The following is a 17,864-nucleotide window of genomic DNA, read 5'->3' as shown; positions in this document are numbered from 1 at the left end:
CCTCAGTGAGCGCCGCGCTTTTGCCGTTCAGCGATCAAACCTTACCCATTATCTGCGCCTAAGGGCTTGGGTTCAGACTTCGGACCCACCCGAAATAAGCGAGCCAAGGCTGGAATTAAGATTAACGCACCCAACATATTCCACAGGAACATAAATGTCAGCAATAGACCCATATCCGCTTGGAACTTAATCGGAGACCACATCCAAGTTGCCACACCGATAGCCAAGGTTAAGCCAGTAAAGCCAACCGCTTTACCGGTTTTAGATAAGGCATACAGGTAGCTTTCCGCCAAATCCATACCTTGATTCAAGGCTTCGCGAATCTTCGAATAGATATAGATGCCATAATCCACCCCGATACCGACACCCAAGGCAATTACTGGTAAAGTCGCCACTTTCACACCAATGCCGAGCTTCGCCATCAGCGCCTGACTCATCACGGTAGTAAACATCAGCGGCAGCACGATACACAGTACCGTTCGAATACTGCGGAAGGTAATTAGACATAGAGCAATCACCACGCCGTATACCCATAGCAGCATGCGGAATTGCGCTTCTTCGATAACCTTATTGGTGGCCGCTTCAATCCCTGCATTACCCGCTGCCATCAAGAACTCCACCTCGTCGGAAGGGAATTCAGCAGCAAAGTTGCGCACTTCATTAACCACGCGGTTTAATGTGTCAGCCTTATGATCGTTCAGATACAAAATGATCGGAGCCATTGAGCATTCGCCATTGAACAAGCCGCTAGGACGTTGACCAATTGAGGCGTTAATCACAAAATTATCGCGATTAACGCTGCCCCATTTCAGGTTACCTTCATTAATACCGGCCATCCCAAGCTTGGATACGTACACAATGGAGCGAACACTTTGCACCCCAGGTACGTTTTCCATATGCCACTGGAAGCGGTCCATCAACGCCATATTGTTGTACTGAATACATTGGCCTGGCGCCGTTTCCACCATGACAACAAAGATATCAGTACTGGCACTGTAGTTCGCCACCTGAAACGCGTTATCAAGGTTGTAGCGCGAATCAGCACGAAGCTCCGGCGCGCCACTGTCGAGATCGCCAATTTGTAGGTTTTGAGATTGATACACGCCCCAAACTGTCATCAGTGCCGCCACCGCTACTGCACCGATAGCCCATTTAGGCTGGGTAAAACGCCCAAATAAGGTAAGCACCGGGTGGGATTTCTGACGGACTTTATGAAGATACTCAATGCCTCCTTTAGAGACATCCAGATACGATGTCAGAATCGGTAACAACCCAAGATTGGTTAGTACGATGACTGCAACACCGATACTGGCTGCAATAGCCAGTTCTTTAATCACTTCAACATCGATCACCATCAAGGTGGTAAAACCGATTGCGTCCGACGCCAGTGCGGTTAAACCTGCCACGTAGAGGCCGCGGAATGCCAAGCGTGCCGCATTGATTTTATCTTCGCCATCGGCACGGTTCGCCATTACCGCATTAATAATTTGTACGCCATGGCTCACCCCTATCGCGAACACCAAAAAGGGAACCAGCATGGAGTATGGATTAATGCCGCTGCCGATCAGCTTAATAATGCCTAGTTGCCAGATCACGGCAACAATTGAGCAAAGCAATACCACCAACGAACTTCGTAGACAGCGACTATATAAAAACAGCATGCCTAAGGTGATAAACATCGCCAGAATAAAGAAGCCACCAACCAGCATCGCCCCGTCGATCAGATCCCCGACAACCTTGGCGAACCCGACAATTTGTATATTAATGGTGTCAGATTCAAAGCGTTCCCGAATATCACGCTCTAAACGTTGACCAAACTCGTGGTAATCCAAGCGCTCGCCTGTTTCTGGATCGATTTCATTGAGCGGCACATAGATTAATGCAGAGCGGAAATTATTGGCGACCAAGTCGCCCACGGTGCCAGAACGCAGAATGTTCTGTCGGAGTTGCTCTAACGATTCTTGTGAGCCATCGTAGGTGTCCGGAATAACCGGGCCGCCCACGAACCCCTCTTCTGTTACCTCCGACCAGCGCACGTTTGGTGTCCAGATGGAACGCATGCCGGAGCGATTAACGCCCCGCACAAACGACAGCTCATCAGTCACTTCCCGCAGTAATTCTTGGTACTCTGCGTCAAAAATGGTGCCATCGGTGGTTTCCACGGACACGCGGATCGCATTGCCCATGGTGGCTAAATCATCTTCGTACTTGAAAAAGTTCTGCACAAACTGGTGATTGGCAGGAATCATTTTTCGAAATGACGCGTCCGGTCGCACTTGTGCCGCGTGATACAGCAGAAATGCCGTAAGGCCGGCAAAAATAAGCACCCAAACTAAACGGTATTTAAACAGCAAGTTCTCGGCCATTGAGGCTTTGCCATGATGTGAAGTTTTTAGTTGTTCTTGCATGAGTTCCAAATCCCCTTAGTGGCCAATGCGTGCAGGCAATTGGAAGGTTTGCAGACCCGCGCGTCCTACCAAGATTAATGTGTTATCTGCGCTTTCACGCACACCAGAGAGAGGTGAGTTGGTTTCGTGAGAATACAGGGTGCTTTCATAACTGTCTGGGTCGATCACAATAATAACGCCAGAGTGACCAACGAGTACCACACGGCCATCGGCCAATACGGTGCCACTGTTAATATTGTATCGTGTGTTTACCTGAACATCGGTAAAACTCTCGCCATCGTCGTCAGAAACGAACACATTTCCACGCAACCCATACACCCATAATTGGTTTTCTTGATCAAACAAAGCACCAAACAAGGAACCATGGTAAGGCGATTCAAGCATGTCAAATGTTTCGCCCTGATCATCACTGCGCGCTAAGAGTCCAGATTCCCCAACAAGTATTAAGGTGTCATCGGGGGCCAACACTAATTTATTGGGGTGATAACCCACGGGATTATCAATTGCAGCATTTTTTACGTCCCAGCTTTCACCCCCATCAGTCGTTCTTAAAATCGTGCCGTACGCACCTATAACGACACCAACATCACGATTGAAAAAAAGCACATCTAAAAACGGTTTGGTGGGGCCTACTTCAAACTGAATCTCGGCACCACCAATATGAAACATGAGTTCATCGAGTCGAAACTCCAAATCTTCACGCTCATAGTCGTCTTCGGCATCAGCGATTGCGTCTTCAAGGTAGATTTCTCGCTCTTGTAACCAAGCATATTCCATATCCAAAAGCTGATGTCCGTCGAGACGAAACTCCCAGCTCTCACCGCCGTCGGTGCTTTGCAAAATAACACCCTCATGACCCACGGCCCAGATGTGCTCTTGATCCACCGCATAAACGGCTGTGAGCAACACACTTGTTGGAATTTCTTTTTGAACCCAGTCGCCCTCACCGTGATATTTCACCACAGTACCCAGGGCACCTACCGCAAAAAAGTCTCCATTCACTTGCTCAAGCCCTACCAGCTTACCTTCGGTTGCAAGGCGTGCCTGTGGTGCCGGCGTGAATAGCGGATCATAACGCTCCACCTCGGCCTCCGCGAACGCGTGCGGACCTGTGAGGATGGCAGCTACTAGCCCAGCCAACGCAATCCGTTTCATAGAATTACTCCAGTCGTTTAATTAAATCGGCGAACCGACCTTTCTTTGTTATTCTTCCGATTGTATAGTCTAACAGGCGTTTGAAAACCCCTGAGACCAAATTTTTCTTACTTTCACTAGTATTTAATACAAAAATTCTACATATTTTATTTTTGCAGAATTTGGTGTAGCTTAGGTGTAACTCCATTCGGAACTAAAATCCGGACTGGTGTTCCAATTAAAAGAATGTACAGGAACTAAGGACAACGACAATGAAGAAAATCATGCTTACTGCTGGAGTCATGGCGTTATCGCTTGTCTCTGCAAGCGTCAGTGCGGCGGTTTCTGCAGAAGAAGCTGCGCGATTGGGTCAAGACTTGACTCCATTAGGCGCTGAGCGTGCCGGAAGCGCTGATGGACGTATTCCGGAGTGGACAGGCGGATATAGTCGTCCTGGTGAAGACGTACGCCGTCCGCAAAATCCGTTTCCGGATGACGAAATTCTTTACACCATAACCCGTGCTAACCTCGATGAGCACCGCGAGCGCCTGAGCCCAGGCCAAATCGCGATGTTCGAGCGGTATGACACGTACAAAATGAATATTTACCAAACACGCCGCACTGCTGCATATCCGCAAGAGATTTACGATATCGTAAAACAAAACGCGACTAATGCTAGCTTAGTTGAAGGCGGGTCTGGTTTAGATGGCTTCCAAGGCTATGTGCCCTTCCCGATTCCATCAAGTGGATTGGAAGTGATCTGGAACCACTTAACACGTTACCGTGGTGGTGCCGTTCAGCGTACTGTGGGTCAATTCCCCGTACAAACAAACGGTCGTTTTGAAATGGTCCGTTTACGTGAGCAACTTGTTTGGCCTGAAAACCTTCAAGGTGGCCGCGATGAGCGCGCTGACGACAACATTTTGTTCTACTTCTTGCAAGAAGTTCTCGCACCTGCATCGCAGACCGGTAACATCCTGCTTGTACACGACACTATCAACCAAGTAAAAGAAGTGCGTCGCGCATGGCTTTACAATGCGGGTCAGCGCCGTGTTCGTCGGGCTCCAAGTGTTGCCTATGACGGACCAGGTACTGCCGCTGACGGTCTTCGTACCTCTGATGGTTTGGATATGTTCAACGGTGCTCCAGACAAATATGACTGGAAGCTGGTAGGCAAAAAAGAAATGTATATCCCGTATAACAACTACAAGTTGTTAGATGATAGCTTGCGCTATACCGATATCATTCAGCCTGGCCACATGAACCAAGATTATGTGCGTTATGAACTCCATCGTGTGTGGGTTGTAGAGGGTACTCTGAAAGACGGCGAGCGCCATATCTATGCGAAGCGTAACTTCTTTATCGACGAAGATACGTGGACAGCGTCAGTCATTGACCATTACGACGGTCGTGGTCAGCTGTGGCGTGTAGGTGAAGCATACAACGTGCAGTACTACGGAAATGACGTACCTTGGATGTCAGCAGAAGCCTTGTATGACCTTAACAATGGTCGTTACCTTGTGCTTGGCTTGGCAAACGAAGAAGGTGATTTCATGAACTTTGATATCACACCACGTCGTTCTGACTTCACCACGCAAGCACTCCGCCGTATGGGCGTTCGTTAATCTAACGACATCAATTATAGCGAGCAAACACAAAACCCCGCTTTTAAAGCGGGGTTTTTTTATGGCGTTTCCGGCACAAAAGCAGCTTATTTCAGGCGGGTGATCAAACTGCTAGTATCCCAACGTTGTCCGCCAGATTGTTGAACATCGGCATAGAACTGATCAATCAACGCGGTTACCGGTAAACGTGCACCATTGCGATTCGCTTCGGCGAGCGCTATGCCAAGATCCTTGCGCATCCAATCCACGGCAAAGCCAAATTCAAACTCATCATTCCACATGGTTTGCGACCGATTTTCCATTTGCCAACTACCTGCTGAGCCCTTACTGATCGCAGCCACCAGTTTGTCAGGATCTAAGCCAGCGCGTTTGGCAAAGGCAAGCCCCTCAGATAATCCTTGAACGACGCCCGCAATACAAATTTGATTCACCATTTTAGCCAACTGGCCACTGCCCACAGGCCCTTGCAACCCAACAAACTTTGAAAAGGTGTCTAACAAGGGCTGAACTTGATTTAGCACCGATGCTTCGCCGCCAACCATGACCGTAAGTTGGCCATTTTCCGCGCCAATTTGTCCTCCAGAAACTGGGGCATCGAGGAATGCTGCGCCTCGTTCTGCGACCGCGTTGCCCAATTCTCGTGCCAAATCTGCAGAGGCTGTGGTGTGATCCACTAACACGGCACCTTGCTGTAGCCCGGCTAAAATACCTGCGTCCCCATAAGCCACACTGCGCACATCGTCATCGTTGCCGACACACACAAATACAGCGTCTTTGTGTTCTGCAGCTGCTTTCGGCGACGTCGCAAAGTGACCACCAAACTCATCGGCCCACTGCTCCGCTTTCGCTTGGGTCCGATTATAAACAGTCACTTCATATCCGGCTTGGGCAAGATGGCCTGCCATCGGATAACCCATAACACCCATTCCGATAAACGCGACCTTAAGCTTTTTCGCAGGGGACTGACTCATAGTGACTCCTTTTTAAATAACGTATGTTGATATCGCCCTAAAGCACGATATGGCTCTTGTTGGCGATAGCGTAACTCAAGCTGCAATAACTTCTCAAAATCAAATTCAGGGGGACGTAAATAGTCGTGGAAGCAGCGTACACCGCTATGGCAAAACAAGGTGAGTGGATACTGTTGCATGCGCGATAATACGGCAGTCGGATCGAGGGGGTGATTTGGACTAAAGCGCACTTTCTTTTTAACTTGTAAGTCGTTGGCAACATAATCAAAATTGCCGTATACCATATTTGCCATGCGCTTTGCGTGGATATTATAAAACATAAGAGATAGCCAGCCGCCTGAAGCCACATGTTGCTCAAGTAGCGATAGGGCTGCATAAGGCTTCGCTAACCACTCCAACACGGCATGACACAGCACGACATCAAATGTCTCGTTGGCAAGTAACGCCGACAGCGATTGCAAGTCTGCCACGTGATAACGATAGCGATCCGCGAGTCCAAGTGCATGATGACGTGCTTGCGCCTTTGCCACCATATCATCCGAAATATCGGTGTGTGTTACCTCATGTCCTGCCGCCGCAAACCAACTGTTTACTTGGCCTAAACCAGCCCCCACATCCAATACCCGCAATGGTTCAGGATGCTGGATCAGGTGCGCAAGATCGGCACGCAGCACCGCTTCCCGAACTTTCCCCTTGCCAGTGGCATATATATTTCGATCAAATTCATCCACGTCGCTGGCAAATGCACGGTCGTGAGGCGTTCGCTCAGTCATTAGGCAGGATTATCCATATCTACGAAGTCGACGCGAACGCCGGACTCTTTCTGTAACCGTTCCCCCAACGCCTTCACCCCATACCTTTCTGTGGCATGGTGACCTGCCGCGAAGAACTGAATGCCACACTCCCGGGCCACATGAATAGTTTGTTCACTCACTTCCCCTGTAATAAAGGCGTCAACGCCAGCGTCGACAGCGTGTTCAATAAAGCCTTGGCCACCCCCAGTACACACGGCGATGCGCGAAATAGGTTGCTCATTTAAGGCTACGGCAACCAGTGTTCTTTGCAGAATGGTTTCGATCGCATCAGCAAGCTCATATCCACTTTTCGGGCTTTGTAGCCTGCCCGACATAAGTATCCCTGGCGGACTCACATCAGCCACCGCGTCTACGGAGCTTGCACCTAATAAACGAAGGAGCTCAGCGTTATTTCCAAACTCAGGGTGAATATCAAGCGGCAGATGGTAACCAATTAGGTTGATATCATGGGCCAGTAACGTTTTTAAGCGTCGCTGTTTCATTCCAATCACGCGGGCATCTTCCCCTTTCCAAAAGTAGCCGTGATGCACTAAAAGCGTGTCTGCCCCCAGACGCACTGCTTCATCAATTAATTGCTGACTAGCGGTAACGCCCGTGATCACATGCTGAATATCGCTGCGACCTTCAACCTGTAGTCCATTTGGGCAATAATCTTGAACGAGCTGCGGTTGTAACCAACCATCGAGTATGGCAATAACATCTGTGCGCAACACAAAAATACCCCTTTTACTGAGTAACTAGCCGTGCTGGATTAGACAGTGGCGGCAAAGTTCGGTATAAAAATATGGTAAACACATTAATCTATGTTACCACACAGGGAAACAACGATGAGCAAACTCGACAAAGAGCAGGTGCTTGCCGATTTTACAGCAGCCTACGAAAAGGCCAACGGCAAAAAGCCCAAAATTGAAGACAACAACGGCTGGTTTAGTGTTGATGGCGGAAAGAATGTGCGCCTCGCTCAACTTGCTGAGGAAGCGCAATCTTTAGGTGGCGCGAAAAAAGCGGCAGCCGCTAAAAAAGCGCCTGCGAAGAAAGCAGCAACCACGGCTAAAAAATCTCCGACCAAAAAGGCCCCAGCGAAGAAAGCTGCCCCAGCGAAGAAAGCGCCCGCAGCGAAGAAAGGTACAGGGGCTAAAAAGCCAGCTGCGAAAAAGTCGTCCGGCGGCGGACTCACTGCCAAAGAACTATGGAAGCAAAAATTAGAAGAGCAAACCGCAGCGCGTCTGCCCCGCGGCATGCAAGAGTGAGATATGTAATGAGTAGCTGCGCACGCGGCTACTCTTTTCTTTCAATAAAAATGGTAATCTCACCTACTCTAAAACCGAACTTTCGCATTTCTGTTTTATTCACTAAACGATTCTCATCCAATAGGAACATCCAGTCGTCTAAGGTAATGGCAATGGTACTATCGCGCCAGGGCACTTCTAATTGGTACACCCAATGCAATGCATTGCCCGCTGTGGTTCCGCGTGCCGTGCCAACGACATCACCTGCGGTTCCCTCATAAGAATTTGGACCTGTTTTTGTAATTTCCCACACCCGTGTTTGTTCGCGACCATCATCCCAGTAAAAAACTTCGTCCAGTACGCCCTCATTGCCTTCCCAGGTTGCCACAATATCGGCACGAAAGCGTTGAGTAACTTTACCGGAACGGTCTTGCACCATGCCGTAGGCCACTAGATCACCAACGAAAAACTCATCTAAGGCTAACTGTGGCTCTACCCCATCGTAGTCTGAGATCTGTGTAGAGCATGCGCTCAACAATAAGGTTAATCCGGCAAACCACCATTTTTTCATCGTCATATCTCCCTGTATATTCAACAAATATGAGCTCGCTATGCCTGTACTTAATCGGAAATGCCTACCAACTCATCTCGATTTGAACGAAATCGGGCATCTTCAGATAACCAAATACCAAGAAAACGTTCAGCAAATTCCTCTGCGTCGATCACACCTAAAAACCCCTGTTGGCCGTGAAAAAAGGTTTGTCCATTACCGAAAGTGTGCGCAACAATACATTCGCCCCGCCCCACGTCTGGCCAAATACCGGATAAGGTTTCGAGCCATTCTTGCTTCTGGGCATCAATGCTATAACCCATCCGCTCCCATTCGTCTCGGGTCTGCTCGACGAGATCCGAAGCGCTGAAGGAGCGGGCATAATTAATTTTTAGTGCTAGTGCCTGCGCATCTTCATAGTCACCTGTATCCGAGTAAAGCGCGGCATCGTAAATACGAAAGAACATAACGCGTAGTCGGGTTTCCCCAACTTTATGAAACTCCACTTGAGTATCTCCGTCCTCCCATAGTTTTTCAGCACAGGGACCTAAATCGGATGCGGCCGGACTTGCAACGACCGAGCCGGCAGCAAATATGAAGGGCGTAAGCAACGATATAAAGCGAGCCATGGTTCCTCCCACGCGCACCATGCGCATGATTCATCATGATTCTACTTACGTGACTTTAAGGCTTCTGGATTGACGAGATGAGCGATAAAGATCATGAGCAAGGCCCACGCAATCGCATAGACCGCAATTATCGCTGGGGTAACGAGCAACAATTCAGCCGCGCCGAAACGTGCGCCGGCAAGATAAGTCACAGGACCGAATATAGCGCCGGCAATCGCCGCCAGAAGATAACGACGATGTAACCAGTCAAATACCACCAGAGCCATGCCGGTAAAGCCAATCCAAAGCATATATAGCCAGGCTGGAATACCCGAGGTTCCGGTAAACTGAATTACTCCTGCAATGACAGTGGCCCATTCAATCGCCAGACCCACCACAAGAATGGCGAAAAAGGCGCGTCGTTGCTGCCACAAAACTTTCGGTGCGGACGCGAACATCAGGCCAATCAGTAATGCCGTGAGCCAAAGCCACGACTCTCTTCCCCAGACCGCGCTCAACCAAACGAAGTCAAATACAACGAAGGCAACAATGCGCGGGTTCATGTTAGTTCGACCGCTGCGCTTTTGTTGCTTTTAACTGCACCGCACTAATGGTCCGTTGCAAAAAGCCACCTTCACAATAACAAAGGTAATAATTCCACAAACGGGCAAAGCGGTCGTCATAGCCAAACTCTTTTAAGGCTTCGGCATTGCTATTGAAGCGCGAGCGCCAATCGCGGAGCGTGTGCGCGTAATCAAAACCGATATCCGCCAGCTCCCGCACTACTAACTGAGTATGCTTGCGGAACATCCGGCTTACTAGTTCAATGGAAGGTAAATAACCACCGGGGAAAATATGCTTTTGAATAAAATCCACATTGCGGTTGTAGTTATCTAAGCGTTGATCAGCAATGGTAATAGCCTGCAACACCATAGTGCCACCAGGTTTGATTAAATCGTTACACTTCTTGAAGAATGTCGGCATATATTCGGCACCGACGGCTTCAATCATTTCTACCGATACAAGCTTGTCGAACTGCCCTTCAAGATCTCGGTAATCTTGCTTAAGTAGTGTAATTTTATCTTCAAGGCCTTGCTCACGAACCAATTCCTGAGCATGTTGATATTGCGCCTCAGAGATGGTCGTCGTGGTAACACGGCAGCCATAACGTTGGGCTGCAAAAATCGCAAGCCCAGCCCAGCCAGTACCTATTTCGATAAGATGATCGCTTGGTTGCAACTCCAGCATATCGCATAAACGCGTTAGCTTGGTTTCTTGCGCTTGATCAAGCGTCGCAGTCACCCTGGGATAGACCGCACTGGAATACTGCATACGGCTATCAAGAAAACGTTCATAGAGTTCATTGCCCAAATCATAATGGGCCGCAATATTTTCTTTCGCGCGAGTTTTACTGTTTCGTCGACGTAAGTGATTAATCCGTTGGAGTGGCCAACTTAACCAAGCCAGTTTTTTCTCAAGACGGTCCATCACATGCAAATTCGCGGCAAATACTTCAATCACTTTGGTCAGGTCAGGAGACACCCATTCGCCCGCAACATAAGATTCCCCTGCCCCTATATCGCCTTCAAATACAAAACGCCGATATGTGGCAGGCGATTGAATATCGATAACCGCAGAGGGTGTGGCACCACGAGCACCAAAACGCCCTACTTCTTTGCCTTGTTCGAGAATGCGTAGTTCACCTTCGGCAAGGTGATTCAGCATTTTAAACAGCAGTTGCCGGGTAAATCGCTCAATGCGCGTCATTGACCCGGTGTCCATCATTGCGGTATTTCCTTGCGATATTCTCATACTAAGGTTCCTTGGAGCGGTTGTAACCACCGCTAAATTTATTTGTTCGGGGGCGTGTCACCCGGATGCCCATAAAATGGCACGCGCTTCAAAAATAGTTTTACGGCTTGCCAATAAATGCCACCGACTATTTTCAGCACCATAAATGGATGTTTCTTAAATACGTGACGAACCGTACTCTGGTTCAATGGTGATCGTTGCAGCATTAAACTCGCATCAAAATGCTTGGTATCCACATGACATTCAATATGCACTAACAGCCGACTGTTCTCGGCCAACGAAGGTTGGCTTAAACGCCAGTGATAGCGCATGTCCATGGGATTAAAGGGCGATACATGGAAGGCTTTGTCGTGGTCACGAACATTCTCAAGCTCGAGCAGGTAGTAATGTCGTTCATTCCACGGGGTATTACTCACCTCCGCCAACATATGGGTAAAAGCGCCGTTGCTCTGGCGAAGGTAATAGCAGTTTATCGGGCTAAAGAAGAGCCCTAAAGTGCGAATATTGCCCAAGAAAAACACATCACCAGACAGCTTTTTATCCGCCAGAGTCGACATTTTCAAACGCACAGCATCTGCCAGTGTCTGGCATTTTGTGGCGTTATCCCTTCTCGATATGCTGGGCAAATAATCATCTGCACGAAAATGAAACAATGCGCGTTTGTTGGACGTAGATAACAGCTTGCTCACCTGATCCGCTGAATCCAACGCATCTAAATGAAACCACCATTGCATTAATGAATAGCTAAAGTAGTGCTTCTTTGGGGTAAAGCGGCGATGGCGCACCTTTCCCCAATAAACACCATGCTGCGCGATTGCGTCGGCGCTTTCCATCGTTATGCGCTCACTTCGCTATGGTTGAGTGCGGCACTGCCCGCATCATCGGGCCCTGCGATTCCAAACCGATGGGCCACATCCACAGCACTTCGCACACCATCCTCATGAAAGCCACTGTACCAATAGGCGCCGCAAAAATGCGTACGGCGGTGGCCACAGATCTCTTGGCGGCGTTTGCGTTTTGCAAATGAGTCGATGGAATACACCGGATGTGCGTATGAAAATGTGCGCAAAATGCAATCAGGATTAATGGCGTGAGTATTGTTCAACGTTACGCAGAAGGTTTCGGAAGGGTGTTGGAGCCCTTGTAAGATATTCATATTATAGGTCACTGTGGCGGGCTTGGTTTCACCGCTCTTGTTCTTAGGTAACAGATAATTCCAGCTCGCCCAGGCCGAGCGGCGCTTAGGTAATTGTGATCGATCCGTATGCAACACTACTTCGTTCGCCTGATAGGGAATTCCCCCTAAAATATCTCGCTCTTCTGCAGATGGATCAGCAAGCAAAGCAAGCGCTTGATCACTATGACATGCAAAAACAACTTCATCAAAAGATTCTTCGCGACCATCACTAAACACAATCGTAACTGCCGTATCGCTGCGCAGCACGTGTTGAATATTGGCGTTAAGCCGGATGCGATCGGCGAAAGGCGCTGTTAGTGCCGGGATATAGGAGCGAGAGCCGCCCTCAATGACATGCCACTGAGGGCGGTCGCTCACATTCAGCAAACCGTGATTCATAAAGAAGCGTAGAAAAAATTGCAATGGAAACTCGGCCGCTTCACGTAAACTCGCTGACCAAATAGCCGCACACATTGGATAGAGGTAGTTATGGCTAAAGGCCTCACCGAGGTTCAATTCACGGACAAAGTCACCGAGTGTGACCTGTTCAAGCGCGCGGCCACCGCGTTCTTCAAAAGCCCGCTTTGCCGCTTTATTAAAGCGCACGATATCCAGTAGCATGCGGTAGAAGCTTGGTTTAACTAAGTTTCTCTTTTGCGCAAACAGTGTCCACAAGCTGTGTCCGTTGTACTCTAAACCGGTATTGGGGTTTTGCACACTAAACGACATCTCGGTGTCTTTCCATGGCACATTATTGGCCCTTAGCAAGGCCTTGAAATGGGGATAGGTACGGTCATTAAAGACGATAAAACCGGTGTCGATAGCCAAGTTTTTGCCCTGAACCTCAACATCGACAGTCGCGGTGTGGCCACCGATATAACTATTTTTTTCAAACAAAAACACCTCGTGCTTTTGCGAGAGTAAGTGGGCCGCTGTTATCCCTGCGATCCCGCCCCCGATTACTGCTATTTTCATACCTTTTCCTGTGTCAAAACGCCGCAATCCGAACGCGTGCTACTGCCTAAACCACACGCCGTTGCCTAAGACTCTTTCATACGTTTTGCCAGGTAGTTTTGGATCCCTTGCGGAAGTCGTTCAAGCAAAGAAAGAATGCTACCGAAGATACTGGGAAAGCGAATATGGGATTTTCCTTTTGCTAATCCTCGCCGTATTGCGCGCGATGCGTGTTCAACGGACACGCGCATGGGCATTTCAAAATCATTTTTATCGGTCAGGGGCGTTTTCACGAAACCAGGCGAGATAGTCACGATTTGAATCTTGCTCGATGCAATATCGGCTTTCAACGAGCGTGCAAAATAGTGAATTGCCGCTTTGCTTGCCCCATAGGCTTCCGCCCGTACGAAGGGGAACTGACGTGCCATGCTGTCAACAATCGCGATTTTAGTACCTTGCTGTACCCGAGGTAGTAAGGCCTCCAAGCAATACACCACGCCGAAAAAGTTTGCGGCAAACACCCGTTCAACCAATGCCGCATCGAAATTTAGCGCATCATCAATATATTCACATACGCCTGCATTTAAAATCGCAACGGAGAGCGAATGGGTACTTAAAAACTCGCTTAATACCTGCGTGGTCTGGGCGCGGTCGGTGACATCAAACGCCAGCGTCATCACCTTGCCGGGATGTGAGGCACACTTATCTTGCAGGGCTGCTAATTTCTCACGATTACGGCCACAGGCAACCACATCCTCTCCTGCCCGACTATAATCTTCCGCCAACTGCTGACCAATTCCCGATGTAGCCCCGGTAATAAGTATCATTCGAAATCCACCATACGTTGACGTACCTTGCCCAAAATCCAACCCAATACCGGCACATGTTCATAAACCATGGCACCGAGATCGTAATAATCCACCTGATGTCGGATAGAGTGACTATCCTCGGAAAACACCAAATGGCTGGTGCCAGGCACGACAATTTCGAGTCCGCCTGCCAGTTTCTCGTGGTGTAAACGCATCTGCCAGACCACAAATGCCTGCTTTTGATTTACCATTTCCTCGTAAATCGCAAAGTGGCAGGAACTCACGTTTGCTAAACCGTGATTCAGATAACTTTTCAAGTCGTCTAGGCCATTCACTTGTGTCACGGGATCCACAAAACTCACATCATCATGATAGATATCACTAAGGTTCTTCAGTGAATCCAAGCTTAAATCATCGTAAAACGCCTTAAACTTTTCCAACAGGTCACGTCTTTCCTTCGTCTTTATCTTAGCCATTTTTCACCTGCTTAAAGTTCGCTATAAATATCTCACGAGCGTGCTTATGATCGACGATAGGAGCTGGGTATGTTGTGTTTTGGTCATGTTGCTTTAACCACCCATGGGGTTCGTGAATATGTTTATCCGGAACCTCGGCGAGTTCTTCAACCCATGTACGAATGTACGCTCCTTTCGGATCCACTTTCTCACTTTGTCGCGTTGGATTAAACACCCGAAAATACGGAACCGCATCGGTTCCTGTCGATGCACTCCACTGCCAACCGCCATTATTTGCCGGAAAGCTTCCGTCGATCAGGTTTTGCATAAACCAGCGTTCACCGAGCCGCCAATCTATATGCAAATCTTTGGTGAGAAAGTTCGCCACAATCATGCGAACACGGTTATGCATCCAGCCGGTTGCGGCGAGCTGACGCATACCTGCATCGACTATCGGATAGCCAGTGCGCCCCTCGCACCACGCGTTATAATGGTCTTGATCATCGCGCCATGGATATGCGTCTGTTTCTTGTTGGAATGGTTTGTGTTTTGACAGGCGCGGAACATGAAACATCAAGTGCTGATAGAACTCACGCCACGCTAATTCAGACAACCATGTATGCATACCCTCTGAGAGTCCTGCTGGGAACTCGGGAGACTGCTTTTGCAGAAAGTGTGCGGCGATTCTCGGCGAAATAGCCCCTATCTCCCAGTAAGGCGATAACTTTGAAGTGCCTGGCTCACTGGGTACATCTCGGGTTTTATGATATGCAGAAGCTTTATCGCGCACATAGTCAGATACCCGCTGCCGGATTTTCGCCTCACCTACCGGCCAATCTTCGCTGTTGCGGCAGCGTCCCGGCAAATCCTCGGGCACGCTGTCATCAATCTTTGGCGCCTTACATGAGTCGCGCTTTTCAAGCACAGAGCGTTGGTACGGACGCGGCACGCCCGCTTTTGTTAATTCGTCTTTCCATGCTCGGAAAAAAGGCGTAAACATCCGGTAATAGCTTCCCGATCCCGACTGAATGCGTTCAGGCGCGACCAACAATTGACTATCGCAGGTGATAAGCTCAATGTTCGCAGCCTGAGCCTTTTCCGCTAGGCGTTTGTCTCGCGCCATCTCATGCACGGGATATTCCCGATTGATATATATCGATGACGCCTCTACTTGTTTGGCATATTTAAGAACGCAATCAACGCTTTCACTAAAATTTGTAACCGTATGAACCTGAAGTTGATAGCCCCGCTCTGCCAAATCATCTGCGAGTGTTTGTAGATGGCGATGATACAAAGACCATTTGATTGGTGCCCAATCGTGATTCCGCCATGTTTCAGGCGTGCGCACAACGATAAACTCGCAGTGTTTATGAGTAGTGGCTGCGGCGTACACTGCATCATTATCAAGAAGCCGTAAATCGTTTCTCAGCCAAACCAAGGCTGTCGTGTTAGAGACCATAACGTAACTTCAAATCATGTGGATATGGATTAAAGTAAGACTGGGATTGCAAATACGCATCTGGGTACTGCCGCAAATAGCTATTCATCAATGTTAACGGCGCCGCTAAGGGTTCTTCGCCCCGTCGGTATTGTAAAATAATTTCGGTAAGTTCTTGCCGTTGTACATCATTCAATTCTTTTGAGAAGTATCCCTGCACATGCTGCAACACATTAGTGTGATCGCGTCGACTTGCCGGTTTACTCAACGCGTGCATCAAGGTTTCAATGTAGTACGTGGTAAACGCCTCGGTTACATCGTTGGTTTCGGCTAACTCCCGCCCTAAACGGCGATACGTGGGTTGGTCATGAGCCAACAATAGAAGTTTATGCCGCGCATGGAAGTCATAAATTGATTTCATGGTCAGTGGGCGCGGGAGTGATTGCCAATCGTGATACACATAAAGTCTGAGAACAAAATTCTCTCGAAGTAAGGGATCATTTAAGCGTCCATCTTCCTCCATCGGCAACGCGGGAAACATCCGTTTTAACTCTGCTGCAAAAATGCCCACCCCTTCTTTTTTATTGGCATTGGAATCTTCGTCGTACACCCGCACCCGTTCCATCCCGCAACTGGGTGATTTAGCGCACAAAACATAGCCGCTTAAACTACGTAACTGGCGTTCACGGATACGTGCAAACTCCGCCAACTTAGACGTCACATTTTCACCGGTCTTTTGGACCACCGCGTGCGGCGCATCTGCATCGCCCACCAAGCGGATGGTAGGCCGCGGCACGGACATGCCAATTCCCACCTCTGGACACAGTGGTAAATACTCCACATGCTTGCCCAAATCATGCTGGCAAAACGACGACGCCTTGTGGCCGCCATCGTAGCGGACTTTTTGTCCTAATAAGCAGGCGCTAATACCCACGAAAATCACGCTAAACGCTCCTTTTATTTGGATCTACCGGCAGATTTTTCTGCGTTTATACAACGATAGAATGATTTACGCCGATTTACACCTCTCAGATTGCTTGAATTGAAGAAAAATAATCATTGGCAAGAGATCCGCTCACTATTTATTCACGTACTCGTCTTCGAATCGTCACAAAAGCGCCAGGGTTCTGGTGATCTTGAAGTACTGTGGGCAACTAGTTATGAACAACAATCGCAAACAAACGTTAGGTTTATTCCCTCTTACCTCGCATGTGTTGCCAGGTGGACGGATGCAATTGCGAGTCTATGAACCGCGCTATTTGCGTCTCGTACGTGACTCCTTGCGCGCGCAGCAGGGATTTGGTCTGTGTATGCTTAACCCGAACGGCAGCAAGGAAGAGAATAAACACATCTACCCGGTGGGTACATTAGTGCGCATCATCGATTTTGAAAGCCTCCAAGATGGCTGCCTAGGTATTACCATCGAAGGTAATCAATTGTTCGATATCGAATCAATTCGCACTGAGTCTGACGGCCTGCGTATCGGCGAGGTGCAGTTACGACAACCTATCAACGGCGTGCATGAGAGCGAACAAGATCGCGAATTGCGATCGCGTCTGCAGGAGGTTTTTGAGTCTTACCCCGAGTTTGCACACTTGTATCCGCACAAGCAGCTCGACGATCCGCTCTGGGTCTATCATCGCTGGTTGGAGATATTGCCGTTACAACCGGACACCAAACAAGACCTGTTAAAAGACAATTACAGCCAGTCTGTGCGCGTTTTTCTGCAAGAATTATTCGAGCAAAACCAATAGGCTACCTTTTAACCTTGGCATTTATTTCAAAACGCCCAATAAAATTAGTGCAGTAGTGATCCACACATCTTGTCCCTACGTTTAAAGGTCATGTGAAATTGGTGCTGTTGGGAAATAGGGCGTAC

At 48.7% G+C, this 17,864-nt stretch carries 18 protein-coding genes; 3 read left to right on the top strand and 15 right to left on the bottom strand.

Annotated elements, in window-relative coordinates; all coding sequences use genetic code 11:
- Positions 1-41 precede the first annotated feature (41 nt).
- Both HXZ99_RS01815 and HXZ99_RS01810 read right to left on the bottom strand, forming a co-directional pair.
- A complete protein-coding gene (locus HXZ99_RS01815; RefSeq protein WP_194755558.1) occupies positions 42-2,408 on the bottom strand; it encodes an efflux RND transporter permease subunit in 2,367 nt (788 codons plus the stop codon).
- A 15-nt stretch (positions 2,409-2,423) separates the two neighbouring features.
- Complete coding sequence (locus HXZ99_RS01810; RefSeq protein WP_194755557.1) at positions 2,424-3,563, bottom strand: WD40/YVTN/BNR-like repeat-containing protein; 1,140 nt, start codon at positions 3,561-3,563, stop codon at positions 2,424-2,426.
- 251 nt (positions 3,564-3,814) lie between these two features.
- Here HXZ99_RS01810 and HXZ99_RS01805 point away from each other — a divergent pair, with 251 nt between their 5' ends.
- Positions 3,815-5,167, top strand: coding sequence for a DUF1329 domain-containing protein (locus tag HXZ99_RS01805; RefSeq protein ID WP_194755556.1), 1,353 nt, complete (start codon positions 3,815-3,817; stop codon positions 5,165-5,167).
- An 86-nt stretch (positions 5,168-5,253) separates the two neighbouring features.
- Here HXZ99_RS01805 and HXZ99_RS01800 read toward each other — a convergent pair whose 3' ends face one another.
- Genes HXZ99_RS01800 through HXZ99_RS01790 form a run of 3 tightly spaced genes read right to left on the bottom strand, consistent with a single transcriptional unit; the run spans position 5,254 to position 7,666 of the window.
- Positions 5,254-6,138: an NAD(P)-dependent oxidoreductase gene (locus HXZ99_RS01800; RefSeq protein ID WP_194755555.1), complete on the bottom strand. Its 885-nt coding sequence runs from the start codon at positions 6,136-6,138 to the stop codon at positions 5,254-5,256.
- Positions 6,135-6,911, bottom strand: a complete 777-nt coding sequence (locus tag HXZ99_RS01795; protein WP_194755554.1) for a methyltransferase domain-containing protein — start codon at positions 6,909-6,911, stop codon at positions 6,135-6,137. Before HXZ99_RS01795 ends, HXZ99_RS01800 begins: the two co-directional genes overlap by 4 nt.
- Entirely contained in the window at positions 6,911-7,666 is a 756-nt protein-coding gene (locus HXZ99_RS01790; RefSeq protein ID WP_194755553.1) for a Nif3-like dinuclear metal center hexameric protein, read from the bottom strand. The genes HXZ99_RS01795 and HXZ99_RS01790 overlap by 1 nt, the downstream gene beginning before the upstream one ends.
- Before the next feature lie 114 nt (positions 7,667-7,780).
- Between HXZ99_RS01790 and HXZ99_RS01785 the strand changes: the two genes are divergently transcribed.
- Positions 7,781-8,203: a hypothetical protein gene (locus HXZ99_RS01785; RefSeq protein ID WP_194755552.1), complete on the top strand. Its 423-nt coding sequence runs from the start codon at positions 7,781-7,783 to the stop codon at positions 8,201-8,203.
- Between the two features lie 28 nt (positions 8,204-8,231).
- Here the strand turns inward: HXZ99_RS01785 and HXZ99_RS01780 are convergent, their stop codons facing one another.
- From HXZ99_RS01780 to HXZ99_RS01735, 10 genes are all read right to left on the bottom strand, one after another.
- Positions 8,232-8,753 carry a DUF3833 domain-containing protein gene (locus tag HXZ99_RS01780; RefSeq protein ID WP_194755551.1) on the bottom strand — a complete coding sequence of 174 codons (522 nt, stop codon included), beginning with the start codon at positions 8,751-8,753 and terminating at the stop codon, positions 8,232-8,234.
- A 50-nt stretch (positions 8,754-8,803) separates the two neighbouring features.
- On the bottom strand, positions 8,804-9,361 hold the full coding sequence (locus tag HXZ99_RS01775) for a chalcone isomerase family protein (protein WP_194755550.1): 558 nt from the start codon (positions 9,359-9,361) through the stop codon (positions 8,804-8,806).
- Positions 9,362-9,402: 41 nt separating this feature from the next.
- Complete coding sequence (locus HXZ99_RS01770) at positions 9,403-9,903, bottom strand: DUF2878 domain-containing protein (protein WP_194755549.1); 501 nt, start codon at positions 9,901-9,903, stop codon at positions 9,403-9,405.
- 1 nt (position 9,904) lies between these two features.
- Complete coding sequence (locus tag HXZ99_RS01765) at positions 9,905-11,152, bottom strand: SAM-dependent methyltransferase (RefSeq protein WP_194755548.1); 1,248 nt, start codon at positions 11,150-11,152, stop codon at positions 9,905-9,907.
- Between the two features lie 38 nt (positions 11,153-11,190).
- The gene (locus HXZ99_RS01760; protein WP_194755547.1) at positions 11,191-11,985 is read right to left on the bottom strand and encodes a DUF1365 domain-containing protein; all 795 of its coding nucleotides are present in this window, start codon (positions 11,983-11,985) and stop codon (positions 11,191-11,193) included.
- Positions 11,986-11,987: 2 nt separating this feature from the next.
- Positions 11,988-13,304, bottom strand: coding sequence for an NAD(P)/FAD-dependent oxidoreductase (locus HXZ99_RS01755; protein ID WP_194755546.1), 1,317 nt, complete (start codon positions 13,302-13,304; stop codon positions 11,988-11,990).
- 65 nt (positions 13,305-13,369) lie between these two features.
- On the bottom strand, positions 13,370-14,110 hold the full coding sequence (locus HXZ99_RS01750) for an SDR family NAD(P)-dependent oxidoreductase (protein ID WP_194755545.1): 741 nt from the start codon (positions 14,108-14,110) through the stop codon (positions 13,370-13,372).
- Positions 14,107-14,568: a nuclear transport factor 2 family protein gene (locus HXZ99_RS01745; protein ID WP_194755544.1), complete on the bottom strand. Its 462-nt coding sequence runs from the start codon at positions 14,566-14,568 to the stop codon at positions 14,107-14,109. Before HXZ99_RS01745 ends, HXZ99_RS01750 begins: the two co-directional genes overlap by 4 nt.
- Positions 14,561-16,006 carry a deoxyribodipyrimidine photo-lyase gene (phrB, locus tag HXZ99_RS01740; protein WP_194755543.1) on the bottom strand — a complete coding sequence of 482 codons (1,446 nt, stop codon included), beginning with the start codon at positions 16,004-16,006 and terminating at the stop codon, positions 14,561-14,563. The genes HXZ99_RS01745 and phrB overlap by 8 nt, the downstream gene beginning before the upstream one ends.
- Positions 15,996-16,928 (bottom strand): YbgA family protein, encoded by a 933-nt coding sequence (locus HXZ99_RS01735; RefSeq protein WP_194755542.1) that lies wholly within the window; start codon positions 16,926-16,928, stop codon positions 15,996-15,998. The genes phrB and HXZ99_RS01735 overlap by 11 nt, the downstream gene beginning before the upstream one ends.
- A gap of 217 nt (positions 16,929-17,145) precedes the next feature.
- Here HXZ99_RS01735 and HXZ99_RS01730 point away from each other — a divergent pair, with 217 nt between their 5' ends.
- Entirely contained in the window at positions 17,146-17,739 is a 594-nt protein-coding gene (locus HXZ99_RS01730; RefSeq protein ID WP_194755541.1) for an LON peptidase substrate-binding domain-containing protein, read from the top strand.
- Positions 17,740-17,864 lie beyond the last annotated feature (125 nt).

Origin of the sequence: Aliidiomarina indica (assembly GCF_015354615.1) — a bacterium.
Classification (GTDB): Bacteria; Pseudomonadota; Gammaproteobacteria; order Enterobacterales; family Alteromonadaceae; genus Aliidiomarina; species Aliidiomarina indica.
This window is presented reverse-complemented; position numbering and strand designations above follow the sequence as displayed.

What these genes read in the sequence shown, in the direction of transcription:
- HXZ99_RS01815 (WP_194755558.1), bottom strand. Translation starts at nt 2,408, where the DNA reads ATGCAAGAACAACTAAAAACTTCACATCATGGCAAAGCCTCAATGGCC.
- HXZ99_RS01810 (WP_194755557.1), bottom strand. Translation starts at nt 3,563, where the DNA reads ATGAAACGGATTGCGTTGGCTGGGCTAGTAGCTGCCATCCTCACAGGT.
- HXZ99_RS01805 (WP_194755556.1), top strand. Translation starts at nt 3,815, where the DNA reads ATGAAGAAAATCATGCTTACTGCTGGAGTCATGGCGTTATCGCTTGTC.
- HXZ99_RS01800 (WP_194755555.1), bottom strand. Translation starts at nt 6,138, where the DNA reads ATGAGTCAGTCCCCTGCGAAAAAGCTTAAGGTCGCGTTTATCGGAATG.
- HXZ99_RS01795 (WP_194755554.1), bottom strand. Translation starts at nt 6,911, where the DNA reads ATGACTGAGCGAACGCCTCACGACCGTGCATTTGCCAGCGACGTGGAT.
- HXZ99_RS01785 (WP_194755552.1), top strand. Translation starts at nt 7,781, where the DNA reads ATGAGCAAACTCGACAAAGAGCAGGTGCTTGCCGATTTTACAGCAGCC.
- HXZ99_RS01780 (WP_194755551.1), bottom strand. Translation starts at nt 8,753, where the DNA reads ATGAAAAAATGGTGGTTTGCCGGATTAACCTTATTGTTGAGCGCATGC.
- HXZ99_RS01775 (WP_194755550.1), bottom strand. Translation starts at nt 9,361, where the DNA reads ATGGCTCGCTTTATATCGTTGCTTACGCCCTTCATATTTGCTGCCGGC.
- HXZ99_RS01770 (WP_194755549.1), bottom strand. Translation starts at nt 9,903, where the DNA reads ATGAACCCGCGCATTGTTGCCTTCGTTGTATTTGACTTCGTTTGGTTG.
- HXZ99_RS01765 (WP_194755548.1), bottom strand. Translation starts at nt 11,152, where the DNA reads ATGAGAATATCGCAAGGAAATACCGCAATGATGGACACCGGGTCAATG.
- HXZ99_RS01760 (WP_194755547.1), bottom strand. Translation starts at nt 11,985, where the DNA reads ATGGAAAGCGCCGACGCAATCGCGCAGCATGGTGTTTATTGGGGAAAG.
- HXZ99_RS01755 (WP_194755546.1), bottom strand. Translation starts at nt 13,304, where the DNA reads ATGAAAATAGCAGTAATCGGGGGCGGGATCGCAGGGATAACAGCGGCC.
- HXZ99_RS01750 (WP_194755545.1), bottom strand. Translation starts at nt 14,110, where the DNA reads ATGATACTTATTACCGGGGCTACATCGGGAATTGGTCAGCAGTTGGCG.
- HXZ99_RS01745 (WP_194755544.1), bottom strand. Translation starts at nt 14,568, where the DNA reads ATGGCTAAGATAAAGACGAAGGAAAGACGTGACCTGTTGGAAAAGTTT.
- phrB (WP_194755543.1), bottom strand. Translation starts at nt 16,006, where the DNA reads ATGGTCTCTAACACGACAGCCTTGGTTTGGCTGAGAAACGATTTACGG.
- HXZ99_RS01730 (WP_194755541.1), top strand. Translation starts at nt 17,146, where the DNA reads ATGAACAACAATCGCAAACAAACGTTAGGTTTATTCCCTCTTACCTCG.